This is a genomic window from Mycobacterium sp. NAZ190054 (assembly GCF_001545925.1).
Classification (GTDB): Bacteria; Actinomycetota; Actinomycetes; order Mycobacteriales; family Mycobacteriaceae; genus Mycobacterium.
The window spans coordinates 15,981-29,177 of sequence record NZ_LMVQ01000335.1; the positions used below are offsets into that span (position 1 = coordinate 15,981).

The window sequence follows — 13,197 nt, forward strand, 5'->3', positions numbered from 1 at the left end:
CCTCAGTGCGCGAAATGCCTTGCCCCGGTGAGGTAGAGCGTGATCCCAGCCGCTTCGGCCGCGGCGGTCACCTCGTCGTCGCGTACCGAACCACCGGGGTGCACGACCGCCTTGACCCCGGCCTTGATCAGCGTCTCGAGTCCGTCCGGGAACGGGAAGAACGCATCCGAGGCACCGACCGCGCCGCGGGTGCGGTCGCCGGCGCGCTCGACGGCCAGCCGGGCGGCGTCGACCCGGTTGACCTGACCCATACCGACGCCGACGGTCGCACCGTCCTTGGCCAGCACGATGGCGTTCGACTTGACCGCGCGACAGCTGCGCCAGGCGAACACCAGATCGGCCAGCGTGCCGGGGTCGGCGGGCGAGCCGGTGGCCAGCGTCCAGTTGTTCGGGTCGTCACCGGCGGCATCGAGGGCGTCGCGCTGCTGCAGCAACAGCCCACCGCTGACCTGACGGAACTCGGCGCCGCCCGGCTGTGGTTCGGAGGCGACGAGGACGCGGATGTTCTTCTTGGCCGACAGCACCTCGACGGCGCCCGGTTCGTAGGCCGGGGCGATGATCACCTCGGTGAAGATGCCTGCGACGGTCTCCGCCATTTCGACGGTGACCTCGGTGTTGGCCGCGATCACGCCGCCGAACGCCGACAGCGGGTCACACTCGTGTGCCTTGCGGTGCGCGTCGGCCACCGAGACCGACGACACGGCGATGCCACACGGGTTGGCGTGCTTGATGATCGCGACACACGTGTCCTCGTGGTCGAACGCGGCGCGCCAAGCCGCATCGGCATCGGTGTAGTTGTTGTAGGACATCTCCTTGCCGTGCAGCTGTTCGGCCTGTGCCAGCCCCGGCCACCCAGCGTCGTCGCGGTACAGCGCGGCCTGCTGATGCGGGTTCTCGCCGTAGCGCAGCACGGCGGCCCGCCGGAACGTCGAACCGAGCCAGGGCGGCAGCGCTGCCGACGCCGCGTCCTCGGCGTCGCCCTCGGGGGCCAGCACCGACCCCATCCAGGACGCGACCGCGACGTCGTACTCGGCGGTATGCCGGAAAGCCAACGACGCCAACTTCTTCCGCTCGGCGAAGGTGAAGCCGCCGGCCCGCACGGCCACCAGCACACCGTCGTACCCGAGCGGGTCGACGACCACGGCGACACTGGGATGGTTCTTGGCGGCGGCACGCACCATCGACGGTCCACCGATGTCGATCTGCTCGACGCACTCGTCGACGCCGGCCCCGGAGGCGACGGTCTGGGTGAACGGATACAGGTTCACCACCACAAGCTCGAAAGCCGCGACACCGAGCTGTTCGAGCGCCGACACGTGCTCGGGTTTGCGCTGATCGGCGAGCAGCCCGGCGTGCACGTGCGGGTGCAAGGTCTTCACGCGCCCGTCGAGCACCTCGGGGAAACCGGTGACGTCCTCCACCGGAGTAACCGGAACACCGGCGGCGGCAATCGTTTTCGCGGTCGAGCCGGTCGACACGATGTCGACGCCGGCGGCGTGCAGTCCCTGCGCGAGCGGAACGAGACCGGTCTTGTCGTACACGCTGATCAGCGCCCGGCGGATCGGTCGCCGGAACAGGTCCTCGTTGTCGCTCATCCTAGGGTCGCCTTTCGTCCTGTCCATGTCATGCCGCGGGTTGCCACCGCCGCCACCACATCCACCAGCAGTTGTCGTTCGGTCACCTTGATCCGTTCGTGCAGCGTGGATTCGTCGTCGCCGTCGAGCACCGCCACCGCCTGCTGCGCGATGATCGGCCCCGTGTCGATCCCATCGTCCACCAGATGAACCGTGCACCCCGTGACCCGGACCCCGTAGGCCAGCGCGTCACGCACCGCGTGCGGACCGGGAAACGCGGGCAGCAACGCCGGATGGGTGTTGAGCACGCGCCCGGGGAAGGCCGAAAGGAACTCCGGTCCAAGGATTCTCATGAACCCGGCCGACACCACCACGTCGGGGCGGTGCTCAGCCGTTGCGGCGGCCAGCGCGGCGTCCCATGCCGCGCGGTCCGGGTACCGGGCCGGCGGGACGGTGAAGGTCGGGATCGAAGCCTCGGCCGCGATGTCGAGAGCGGCACAGACCCGGTCGGCGCCGACCGCGACCACCCGGGCCGGGTAGTCACCGACAGCCGATTTCAGCAGCGACGCCAGCAGCGAGCCGGCGCCCGAGGCGAGCACCACCAGCCGCGCCGGTGCGCTCGGGGGCACACGGACGCCGAGCTGCTGCTCACGTCCGCCGGCCTCGGGTTGCACGCTGAAAGCCTAGTGGTCGCGTCGTCCGCGCTCACCACGGCTGTCTTCGTCCACGACGCTCCGGCCACTTTGTTCGTCTACGACGCTCCGGCCACTTTGTTCGTCTACGACGCTCCGGCCACTTTGTTCGTCTACGACGAAGTGCTCCTCCGGGTCAAGGTCCTCAGGGTCGAGGTCCTCAGGAGGCGGACCACCGGACTCGCTGTCGGTGCCGGCGGAGTCGTCGGCGACGATCTCCTCGGTCCGCGGCTCCGGGTCCTCACCCTCGCCGGTCGGCAGGTCAGGGTCGTCGACCGCGGGCGCGGACACCGGCTTGGGCCTGCGGACGCGTGGGGTCACCCCACCCGACATCACGGCCGTCAGTGCTCCGATCCCGAGCATCCACAGGAACACCGCTGGCGCGAACGTGCTCTGGTCGACGCCGACGTCACCGAAGTTCCCCAGCGGTCCGCCGCCGGCGTAGGCGAGTAACGCCATGGTCGCCGCCGCGGCCAGGGCCGCGACGGCCACCTTCGCCAACGCCGGCCCCAGGGGAAGCGGGCGCCGCGCGCACTGCTGACCCAGCGCGACCGCGGACACCGCCGCGACGATCATCAGGGCCACCCACACCGGTCCCAGTGGCGGGGTCGGTACCGCTGCGAGCACCGGCAGTGCGGGGATGTCCCCGCCGAACACGGTGAACGAGCTGAACGTGGCAAGACCGATGTGGGCACTCGACCCGACCGCCACCGCCGAGGCCCCGACCATCACGTTGGGCAGGTAGAGCACCGACAGCACCATCAGGCTGAGCTGGCCGAACATCGAGTCGGTGATGGAGAACAGATCGTGCATCGTCGACCAGTGCACGATCAGCGATCCGGCGACGACGGCCCCGGACAGTCCCATCAGCGCGAGCACACCGGCCGCGGCGGCCCGGAACGCCTCGGGCAGCCAGTTCGGCAGCGGCGACGACGCCAGTAACGGGCCGCCGACCCGGGAGCCGACACCGAGTACCGCGCCGATGGCATGGACGGCGAACACCGAGCCGAACGCGTACAACGCGTCGGGGGTCTGCAGCTCGGTGAGCACCGAGGCGGCGTCGTGGATGACCGCCAGGCAGATCGCGGCGATGAGCACCGGACCACCCAGCGCCGACGCCACCGCCCAACGGGTGACGAACCACGACGTGCCGGTCGCGGCCGCGGTGGTACGCGCGGTGCCGTAGATCATCACCAGGACCGGCAGCAGCGGCATCACCCCGAGGGCACTGCCGCCGATGGACACCGGCACCTGGTGCACACCCAGCCACATGCTGGCGATAGCGCCGAGAGTGCCTGTCATGTCGCTGTTGGCGATGACCAGCTGCAGTAGTACCACCGCGGCGATGATCAGCAACGCGACCAGCGACGGTCCGAACGCGACCCGCAGCAGGTCACGCGCCTGGCGTGTGCCGACTGGCCGGGTGCTCACGGGTTGGGCCGCTCCTCGCAGACGCTCGGGCGCGCGACGTTCGCGCACGCGCGGCTCAGATTACGACGACGACTGACCCGACTGCGAGGATGACGGCGGCTGGTGTGGCGTGGGCGCCTGGCTGCTCGGCGTGTTGCCGGCCGGCGGCTGCCCGTAGGTGGGGAAACCCGTCGGCGGGGTCGGCGGCCCCGACTGCCCGGACGGGGACGACGCGGGGAAACCGCCGCTGCCCGGGTAACCGCTGCCGCCGTACTGCGACGGGTATCCCGGGCGCTGCTGCTGCGGGCCTTGCTGGAGCTGACCCGGGCCGCCGTGCGGACCCTGCTGACCGTAGTAGCCGGGGTACTGCCCGTAGGACTGCTGCTGCTGCTCGTACTTGGGCCGCGGCACCGGCGGGGTGATGATGCCGGAGTCGAACAGCAGCGCCACGACGGCGACGGCGGCCTGGAGCAGCGTGAACGCGATGACCAGGTACAGGCCCCAGTCGATCGCCGCCTCCCGGGGCTTGTTGATGACCTCGGCCAGGACGAGCAGGAAGGCCAGCACCGCGGTGACGGCGGCGATCGCGATGAAGCTGCGCTGCCTCGGAAGCAGCCCGACCCCGGCGAGCAGACCCGCCACGACCGCGGAGATGACCGCGAACGCGATGCCGAACGAGCTGCCGGTCAGCTCACCGAGCGCCGGGAAGTCGGACGACGAGACGCTGAACTGCGGGCCGAAGCTCGACAGGTACACCAGCAGGCCGAGGGCGGCGACGGCGGCGCTGAGGTAGGCGGGCAGCCTGCTCGGCCCCTCGGCGGCCGGCTCGACGTCGGAAACTCTGCCGAACTGCTGCGTCGGCGCGCTGAACTGGGTGGTCGGCTGCTGCCCCGGAAATCCGGGGCCTCCGGGCGCGCCTTGTGGGTACGACATGACCTCTCCTGTGCTGTGCGGGCATCGGAACCGACGGTGCCGCCGTGGAGGCCGACAGTCGACGTCGATCAATCCGCCTGAGCGATTCGATAAACCACGCTAGCGCACCCCGGGCTCGGCCCGTCACCACGCCGGGGCGGCGCCCCGGGCCCCGGGTGCGATCGGGCCCCCGTACAGGTACCCCCTTGCGGCCACAGATTGGAACACGTTCTAATTCTCGCCATGAACTATGGGTTGGTGCTGTTCACCTCGGACCGCGGGATCTCTCCGGCGGCTGCCGCCAAACTGGCCGACGAGCACGGTTTCGAGACGTTCTACGTGCCCGAGCACACCCATATCCCGATCAAGCGCCAGGCCGCTCATCCCACCACCGGCGACGAGTCGCTGCCCGACGACCGCTATATGCGCACCCTCGATCCGTGGGTCTCGCTGGGTACCGCCGCGGCGGTCACGTCGCGGGTCCGGCTGTCCACCGCGGTGGCGCTGCCGGTCGAGCACGACCCGATCACGCTGGCCAAGTCCATCGCCACCCTCGATCATCTGTCCGGCGGCCGCGTGTCCCTCGGCGTCGGTTTCGGCTGGAACACCGACGAGCTGGCCGACCACAACGTCCCGCCCGGGCGCCGGCGCACGATGCTGCGCGAGTACCTGGAAGCCATGCGCGCCCTGTGGACCCAGGAGGAGGCCGAGTACGACGGCGAATTCGTGAAGTTCGGTCCGTCCTGGGCGTGGCCCAAGCCCGTGCAGGCCCACATTCCGGTCCTGGTCGGCGCCGCAGGCACCGAGAAGAACTTCAAGTGGATCGCGCGGTCCGCCGACGGCTGGATCACCACACCGCGCGACTTCACCATCGACGAACCGGTCAAACTGCTGCAGGACACCTGGGCGGCGGCCGGACGCGACGGCGCGCCGCAGATCGTCGCACTGGATTTCAAACCGGACCCGGAGAAGCTGGCGCACTGGCGCGAGCTCGGGGTCACCGAGGTGCTGTTCGGCCTGCCCGACAAGTCCGAAACCGAGGTCGCCGCCTACGTCGAGCGGCTGGCCGGAAAGCTCGGTGCGCTCGCGTAATCGGTGTTCGTGATCACCCGAACCGCGACGACGGTGTTCTAGCCGGCAATCGCGCGGTTGCCGTTGCCCGTCGGTGTGACAAGGATTCTCGCGCCCAGCGGGTCACCGTCGGTCATCAGCGACACCAGGTCGACGTCTTCGCTGGTCGCCATGAACCGGGAGCCGTCGCTGTCCAGGCGTCCGATGATGATGCCGGTGCGCACCGGCCAGTCATGGCGCACCGAGTACGTCTCGATCGTGCCCGCACCCTCCGGTGACCGCGTCACCGCGACTCTGGGCCGCGCGGCCACCTCGGCGCTCAGTTCGACGCTGCGCGACGTGCGCCACTCCGCCGGCTCGGTCGAGTAGATCCCGACGGAGTACTTGCTCATGATCCCGCCGTTGGCGCCGACGAAACCGAACCGCCCGGGGTGGTCCCGCATCTGGATGACCGTCTCGGCGATGCCGTGCAACGAGTAACTGTTGCCCGGCCCGCCGAAGTACGGCAGTCCCCCGGTCAGGGTCAGGCCGCGCGGGTCGTCGCCCGACAGTCCGAGCGCCTCGCACATCACGAACACCGGGAACGGGAAGCAGCTGTACAGATCGAACGTGGCGATGTCGCCGACGCCGAGGCCGGCGACCCTGAGGGCTTCGTGCGCCGCGTGCACAGCCGCCGGGCTGGCGCCGAGGTCCATCCGGTCCAGCAGCGGCTGCTCGACGAGATCGGAGTGGCCGTGCAGATACACCCATTTCTCTTCGGGCACACCGAGTCTGCGCGCCGCCTCGACCGACGTCAGCACCGCGGCCGCACCCTGGTTGACGGTGTCGCGAGCGACGAGCAACCGCGGGTACGGGTCGCAGATCATCCGGTTCTCGTCGGTCACCGTCGCGATCTCGTCCACCGAGCGTTCCACCGGGGACGACGAGAAAGTGTTCTTGGCAGCGACTTTGGACATCGGGGCGAAGAGTTCGGCCATCTGCCGGCGGTACTCTCCGACGCCCAGCCCTTGGCGCGCACGCCGCGCGTTGTCCAACAGCCCGTACTGCACCGGGGCGCCGGTCAGGCCGTGCTGGACGGTGTATTCGTCGATGTAGTTGAAGATCTGGTGCCCGCGGTCCTCCAGGTGCCCGTCGACGTGCTCGGTGAAGTCCGGTTTGTCGTCACGGTGCGCGAAGTACTTGGCCGTCGATCCGGGCTCCGATCCCATGATCATCACCACGTCGGCGTCGCCGGCGACGATCAGGTTCCCGGCCTCGGCGACGAGCTTCTGCGGGCCCTGCCCGCCGACGGGCTCGAGCACCACACGGGCCGGGTCACCGCCGACCCTGTTCATCACCGAGCGGGGATAGTTGTTCGACTTACCCAGCGCGGCGGGCATCGGACCGGAGATCTCGAACTGGCGCAGCCCGAACACCGTGTCGACCGCGGCGGCGACCTCACCCGCGTCGACACCGGTATCGGTGAGCGCTGCCCGCACCGCCGCGGCGGCCAACTCGACGGCCGACATCCCGCGGTAGCCCGGGTCGTCGATGCGTTCGGTGAACTGTCCTACGCCGACGATCACCGGTGTGCGTGGATCAACTGCCATTCGCCCGTCCTCTCGGTTACTTCGCGAGGCTAATAGAACACGTTGCAGAGCGCGCTGACCCGGGTCATGTACACATCAATTGACGTACGACAAACACGACGTACATCTTTCTCGACGTACAATTGCGGGGTGAACTGGGAGCCCAGACCCATGTCCCTCGTCGTCGGCGGCGTCGTCCCCGTCGAGGACGTGGTCGGCCGGGTGCGCGAGTCGAACGAAGTTCTCGCCACGCTGCCCCGGTCCGGCGCCGTGCTGGTGGGTGACCGCAGACACGGCAAGACCTCGCTGGCGCGTCTCGTGCAGCGGATGGCGGCCGACAGCGGCGCCGTGGTCGTGTCCGTCAGCGCCGAACGCGAGACCTACGCCGAGTTCGTCGCCGCGCTGATCTCCGAGCTGGCCCGCCTCGACCCCGCCTGGGCGCAGGAGCTCGCCCGGATCCGGCTCACGCTGACCGCCGGACCGGTCCGGCTGGAACGCGACAGCCGCGCCGCGGCGACCCTCGACGATCTTCTCGGCCGCGCGATCCGCAGGGCCGGTGGACGCATCCTGGCCCTGTTCATCGACGAGGTCAGCGTGCTGGCGCGCAATCTGGAACGCGCCGCCGCCGGTTCCGGCGACACGTTCCTGCACCTGCTTCGCCGGGTCCGTCAGGAGAACCCCGGAAAGGTCGCGACTGTGCTCTCGGGCTCGATCGGCTTCCATCACGTGTCCGCCGACGCGCCGAGCACCGTCAACGACATCCCGAAGATCGCAGTCGGGCCCATCCGATCCGACCACGCGACATATCTGGCCGAATGCCTGCTGCTGGGCAGCGGTATCCCGACGACCGACCGGCACCGGGTCGCCGCGGCCATCGCCGCCGCCGCCGAGAACGTGCCCTACTACATCCAGCACCTGGTGGCCGCGGCGCGGAAGTCCTGGCTCGACACCCAGGTGGCCCCGTATCCCGAGCTGGTCGACCTTCTCGTCCTCGATGCGATCGAAAGCCCCTACGATCCGTGGGATCTGCGGCACTACCGGGACCGCCTGCCGCACTACTACGGTGCCGACGCGCCGGCCATCGCGGGGCTGCTCGACGTCTACGCCCACGCCGCAGGTCCGCTCGCCGTGGACACCGTGTTGATGCGGTTGCGCAGCGAGGGCAATCCGATCACCGACCGCGCGCACCTGGTCTCGGTCATCGAGCGGCTCACGCTCGACCACTACCTGGTCCGCACCGGCGATGCCGACGCGTTCTCCTCCCCGCTGCTGCAGCGGGCCTGGAAGGCGATGCGGCGGTGAGCCGGTCGCCGCTCTTCACCCCGTCGGCGGTCGACGCCGCCGAGCTGGATGCGTCGACGGTGGGACGCACCGATCTGCTGGACACGTTGACCGCGCGCATCGCGGCCGCCGCACGCGACGGCTCCCGGCCCCACACGCTGCTGGTGGCACCACGCGGCGCCGGCAAGACGCACACCGTGCGGGTGGCCGTGCACCGCGCGCTGTCCGATGCCGCCACCGCGGAACATGTTCTGCCGGTGATGGTTTCCGAGGACTCGCTGGCGATCGGATCCTATCCGGACCTCCTGGTCGAGATGGCGCGCGCGATCGGTCCCGAGATCGGCGGGGAGGCCAGGGTATTGCGCAACGCCCGGGATCCGGTGGGCATCGAGGCCTTGATCGTCGGGGCCGCCGCGGGCCGGATGATCCTGCTCGCGGTCGAGAATCTGGACCGCGTCTTCGACGCCATCGGCCCGACGGGGCAGGGCAGCCTGCGGGCGTGGGTCGAAACGTCCACGGTGATCATGGTTCTGGCGACCTCACCGGCACTGTTTCCCGGCGTCTCCTCTCGCGAATTCCCGTGGTACGGGTCGTTCATCATCGAGACGCTGTCCGAGCTGACCGTCGCGGACGCGGCCGACCTGCTGCGCGGGGAGGCACGACGGCGCGGCGACGCCGGCTTGGAGACGTACGTCGGGTCGGTCGACGGCCGGGCCCGGGTTGCGGACGTACACCGGATCATCGGCGGGACACCACGGATGTGGCACCTGCTGGCCGAGTGCGCCGACGAGGCCACACTGCGGGCGTTGACGCCGGCGGTCGACGCGGTGCTGGATCGGCTGGCCCCGCACTATCAGCATCAGCTCTGGCAGTTACCGCCGGGCGAGCAGCGCCTGGTCGTCGAGCTGGCCCGGGGCTCGCAGCCGCGCTCGGTCTCCGAACTGGCCCACCGGGTGGGGGCGTCGAATCAGTCCGCGTCGGCGGCGCTCGGACGGCTGGCCGCCGGCGGTTGGGTGACCTCGTCGAAGGCCGGGGGCGATCGCCGCACCTCCTGGTACGACCTCACCGATCCGCTGCTGCGCAGCTACCTGCAGTACCGCGAACGCGAAACTGCGGCCAGACCGTGAATCCGAGGCGAGGATTCGCGATCTGACCGCAGTCTCGGCGAAAAAGCGTGCCGCTACAGGCTTTCGAGGATCTCGCGGGCCAGCGTGGCGGTCTCCGACGGGGTCTTGCCCACCTTCACCCCCGCGGCCTCGAGGGCTTCCTTCTTGGCGGCCGCGGTGCCCGACGAGCCGGACACGATGGCGCCGGCGTGGCCCATGGTCTTGCCCTCCGGGGCGGTGAAACCCGCGACGTAGCCGACGACCGGCTTGCTGACGTTGGCCTTGATGTAATCGGCCGCGCGCTCCTCGGCGTCACCGCCGATCTCACCGATCATCACGATGATCTTGGTCTCCGGATCCTTCTCGAACGCCTCGATGGCGTCGATGTGGGTGGTGCCGATGACCGGGTCACCGCCGATACCGATGGCGGTGGAGAAGCCGAGATCGCGCAGCTCGTACATCATCTGGTAGGTCAGCGTGCCCGACTTCGACACCAGGCCGATCGGGCCCTTGCCGGTGATGTTGTTCGGGGTGATGCCGACCAGCGACTCGCCGGGGGTGATGATGCCCGGGCAGTTGGGGCCGATGATGCGGGTCTTCTGACCCTTCTCGACGTTATAGGCCCACGCGTAGGCGGTGTCCTGCACCGGGATGCCCTCGGTGATGACGACCAGCAGCGGGATCTCGGCGTCGATGGCCTCGATGATCGCGTCCTTCGAGAACGCCGGCGGCACGAACGCGATCGAGGTGTCGGCGCCGGTCTCCTTCATCGCCTCGGCGACCGAGGCGAACACCGGCAAATTGACGTCTTGACCGTTCTTATCTTGGTGGGTGACGGTCGTGCCCGCCTTGCGCGCGTTCACCCCGCCCACGATCTGCGTGCCGGCCTTGAGCATCAGCTTGGTGTGCTTGGTGCCCTCGCCGCCGGTGATGCCCTGGACGATGACCTTGGAGTCCTTGTTCAAAAAGATCGACATGTGAAGTGTCCCTTACTTGTTCGCCAGCTCGGCAGCCTTGTCGGCGCCGGAGTCCATGGTGTCGGCCTGGATGACCAGCGGGTGGTTGGCCTCGGACAGGATGCGGCGGCCCTCTTCGACGTTGTTGCCGTCGAGACGCACCACGAGCGGCTTGTTGGCCTCGTCGCCGAGGATCTGCAGCGCCTTGACGATGCCGTTGGCCACCGCGTCGCAGGCGGTGATGCCACCGAACACGTTGACGAACACGCTCTTGACCTGAGAGTCGTTGAGGATCACATCGAGCCCCGCGGCCATCACCTCGGCCGACGCACCGCCACCGATGTCGAGGAAGTTGGCCGGCTTCACGCCGCCGTGCTTCTCGCCGGCGTAGGCGACGACGTCCAGCGTCGACATCACCAGCCCGGCCCCGTTGCCGATGATGCCGACCGCGCCGTCGAGCTTGACGTAGTTGAGGTCGTTCTCCTTGGCCTTGAGCTCGAGCGGATCGGTGGCGTCCTTGTCCTCGAACTCGGCGTGCCCCGGCTGCCGGAAGTCGGCGTTGGCGTCGAGGGTGACCTTGCCGTCCAGCGCCAGGATCTGATCGTCAGGAGTGCGCACCAGCGGGTTCACCTCGACCAGCGTGGCGTCCTCCTTGACGAAGACCTCCCACAGCTTGGCGATGGTGACCGCAGCCGCGTCGAGCACCTCGGCGGGCAGGTGACCCTTCTCGGCGATCTCGCGGGCGAAGGCCTCGTCGACACCCTTGACCGCGTCGACGGGCACCTTGGCCAGCCGCTCCGGCTTGGTGGCCGCGACCTCTTCGATCTCCATGCCGCCCTCGACCGAGCACATGGCCAGGTAGGTGCGGTTGGCGCGGTCGAGCAGGAAGGAGATGTAGTACTCCTCGGCGATGTCGCTGGCCTCGGCGACCAGCAATTTCTTGACCACATGGCCCTTGATGTCCAGACCCAGGATGTTCTGCGCGTGGGTGAAGGCGTCGTCGGCGGTCGCCGCGTACTTCACGCCACCGGCCTTCCCGCGGCCACCGACCTTGACCTGTGCCTTGACCATCACGGGCTTGCCGATTTCCTCGGCGATCGCTTTGGCGTCCTCGGCGGATTCGGTCACCCGGCCGGGGGTGGTGGGAACGTTGTGCTTGGCGAACAGCTCTTTCGCCTGGTACTCGAAGAGGTCCATGGACTCTGAGAACTTCCCTGTCTGTGAGCGGCTAGAGGTAGGCCCGACGGGCTCGGGGGAACTGTATCGACCCGCGTGCTGCTCATTGCCACCGCCTACCGTTCATGTGGTCGATCTCACCGCGGCCGCCGAAGTGATTCAAATCACAAATAGCGACGGAATAGACGCTTGAGTTGCCACTCTCATTGGAATTTGGTTAACGTCCACTAGTCCAGATAACGGTCTGATCACGACGACAAGGACTTTTCAGGTTGCCTCAGCATCGTCCGCCTCGCTCTTCCGAGGTCCTCGCGGCGCCTGGTCCCACCGAAGTCACCGACATCATCCCGTTCAACGAGTTCGGAGAGCTCGGCGATCTGGCGGATCTAGAGTTCTTGTCGCACGCGGCATTTGACCGCGACACACAGGTGATCCACGCCCCCGAGCTCGACGACCTCAACGACACCGAGGACGAGTCTCCGCTGGACCTGGCCGTACCGGACGAGTTCCGTTCCGCGCCGCGCGCCGATCGTCGGCCGTCCGCACATGCCTACCGCGACAGCCACACCGACGTGAGCGACGGCACAGCAAAGACCGACATCATCGACATGCGTGGCCGCACCGGCCAGCACCGCAAGGCCGAGGTGCCGGTCCGGGGCCGGCTCGTCGTGGCCGCGATGGCCGTCGGCGCCACCGCGGCCGGCGCATACACGATGACCAATGGGACGTCGAAGGCTCCGGCCGACACGATCCTCGCCGCCGACCAGCCCGCCCTGGCCGACGGCGGCGCGATCACCGGATCCGTCGACGGCATGCAGATCGTGTCGGTCGCTCCGGCGGCGAACTCCGCCGTCCACGCCGAGGAGATCACCAAGGCCGCGGCGTTCGCGCAGGAGCGTGCCGAACGGGAGGCCCGGCTCACCAAACCGCAGTTCGCCATGCCGACCACGGGCGTGTGGACGTCCGGCTTCGGGTACCGGTGGGGCGTGCTGCACGCCGGGATCGATATCGCCAACGCGATCGGCACGCCGGTCGTGGCGGCGGCCGACGGCGTCGTCATCGCCGCCGGCTCCGAGGGTGGCTACGGGAACGTGGTCAAGCTGCGTCACGCCGACGGCACCGTGACCCTGTACGGGCACAACAGCTCCCTGCTGGTCGGCGTCGGCGAGCGCGTCATGGCAGGCGACCAGATCGCCAAGATGGGCAACACCGGCAACTCGACCGGTCCGCACCTGCACTTCGAAGTGCACCTCGGCGGCACCCGGGTCGACCCCGTCGGCTGGCTGTCCAAGCGGGGGCTCACCCCCGGCGGCTACGTTGGCTGAGTGGCCGACGAGTCCTCTGATCCCTCCGACGAGACCCGGATCCTCCGGCGCGCTCCGCTGACCGGCTCCCAGCCCGCCCTGTCTGCCCCTGAGTCCTCCTCTGAGCCGCCGACTGGCATCCTGCGC

At 69.0% G+C, this 13,197-nt stretch carries 11 protein-coding genes; 4 read left to right on the top strand and 7 right to left on the bottom strand.

From position 1 onward, the window contains the following. Positions 1–2 precede the first annotated feature (2 nt). From purH to ASJ79_RS20940, 4 genes are read right to left on the bottom strand one after another with little or no spacing between them, the layout of a single operon-like run. A complete protein-coding gene (purH, locus tag ASJ79_RS20925; RefSeq protein ID WP_067959387.1) occupies positions 3–1,595 on the bottom strand; it encodes a bifunctional phosphoribosylaminoimidazolecarboxamide formyltransferase/IMP cyclohydrolase in 1,593 nt (530 codons plus the stop codon). Next, on the bottom strand, positions 1,592–2,248 hold the full coding sequence (gene purN / locus ASJ79_RS20930; protein WP_067959390.1) for a phosphoribosylglycinamide formyltransferase: 657 nt from the start codon (positions 2,246–2,248) through the stop codon (positions 1,592–1,594). Before purN ends, purH begins: the two co-directional genes overlap by 4 nt. 9 nt (positions 2,249–2,257) lie before the next feature. Next, positions 2,258–3,697: a DUF6350 family protein gene (locus ASJ79_RS20935; protein ID WP_067959393.1), complete on the bottom strand. Its 1,440-nt coding sequence runs from the start codon at positions 3,695–3,697 to the stop codon at positions 2,258–2,260. A 60-nt stretch (positions 3,698–3,757) separates the two neighbouring features. After that, positions 3,758–4,609 (bottom strand): DUF5336 domain-containing protein, encoded by an 852-nt coding sequence (locus ASJ79_RS20940; RefSeq protein WP_067959396.1) that lies wholly within the window; start codon positions 4,607–4,609, stop codon positions 3,758–3,760. Between the two features lie 222 nt (positions 4,610–4,831). Between ASJ79_RS20940 and ASJ79_RS20945 the strand changes: the two genes are divergently transcribed. Beyond that, entirely contained in the window at positions 4,832–5,680 is an 849-nt protein-coding gene (locus ASJ79_RS20945; protein WP_067959399.1) for an LLM class F420-dependent oxidoreductase, read from the top strand. Between the two features lie 38 nt (positions 5,681–5,718). Here ASJ79_RS20945 and ASJ79_RS20950 read toward each other — a convergent pair whose 3' ends face one another. Beyond that, a complete protein-coding gene (locus ASJ79_RS20950; protein ID WP_067959402.1) occupies positions 5,719–7,248 on the bottom strand; it encodes an acetyl-CoA acetyltransferase in 1,530 nt (509 codons plus the stop codon). Between the two features lie 150 nt (positions 7,249–7,398). Here ASJ79_RS20950 and ASJ79_RS34250 point away from each other — a divergent pair, with 150 nt between their 5' ends. Together ASJ79_RS34250 and ASJ79_RS20960 are read left to right on the top strand one after the other, a co-directional pair. Next, on the top strand, positions 7,399–8,529 hold the full coding sequence (locus ASJ79_RS34250; protein ID WP_067959406.1) for an ATP-binding protein: 1,131 nt from the start codon (positions 7,399–7,401) through the stop codon (positions 8,527–8,529). Further along, complete coding sequence (locus ASJ79_RS20960) at positions 8,526–9,635, top strand: MarR family transcriptional regulator (RefSeq protein WP_082753967.1); 1,110 nt, start codon at positions 8,526–8,528, stop codon at positions 9,633–9,635. Before ASJ79_RS34250 ends, ASJ79_RS20960 begins: the two co-directional genes overlap by 4 nt. A gap of 53 nt (positions 9,636–9,688) precedes the next feature. Here the strand turns inward: ASJ79_RS20960 and sucD are convergent, their stop codons facing one another. Further along, the gene (gene sucD, locus ASJ79_RS20965; RefSeq protein WP_067959409.1) at positions 9,689–10,591 is read right to left on the bottom strand and encodes a succinate--CoA ligase subunit alpha; all 903 of its coding nucleotides are present in this window, start codon (positions 10,589–10,591) and stop codon (positions 9,689–9,691) included. Between the two features lie 12 nt (positions 10,592–10,603). Further along, positions 10,604–11,767 (bottom strand): ADP-forming succinate--CoA ligase subunit beta, encoded by a 1,164-nt coding sequence (gene sucC / locus ASJ79_RS20970; protein WP_067959412.1) that lies wholly within the window; start codon positions 11,765–11,767, stop codon positions 10,604–10,606. Between the two features lie 251 nt (positions 11,768–12,018). On the opposite strand from sucC, the gene ASJ79_RS20975 reads away from it, so the two are divergent. Then, positions 12,019–13,071, top strand: a complete 1,053-nt coding sequence (locus ASJ79_RS20975) for a M23 family metallopeptidase (RefSeq protein ID WP_067959417.1) — start codon at positions 12,019–12,021, stop codon at positions 13,069–13,071. The last annotated feature ends 126 nt before the right edge of the window (positions 13,072–13,197 follow it).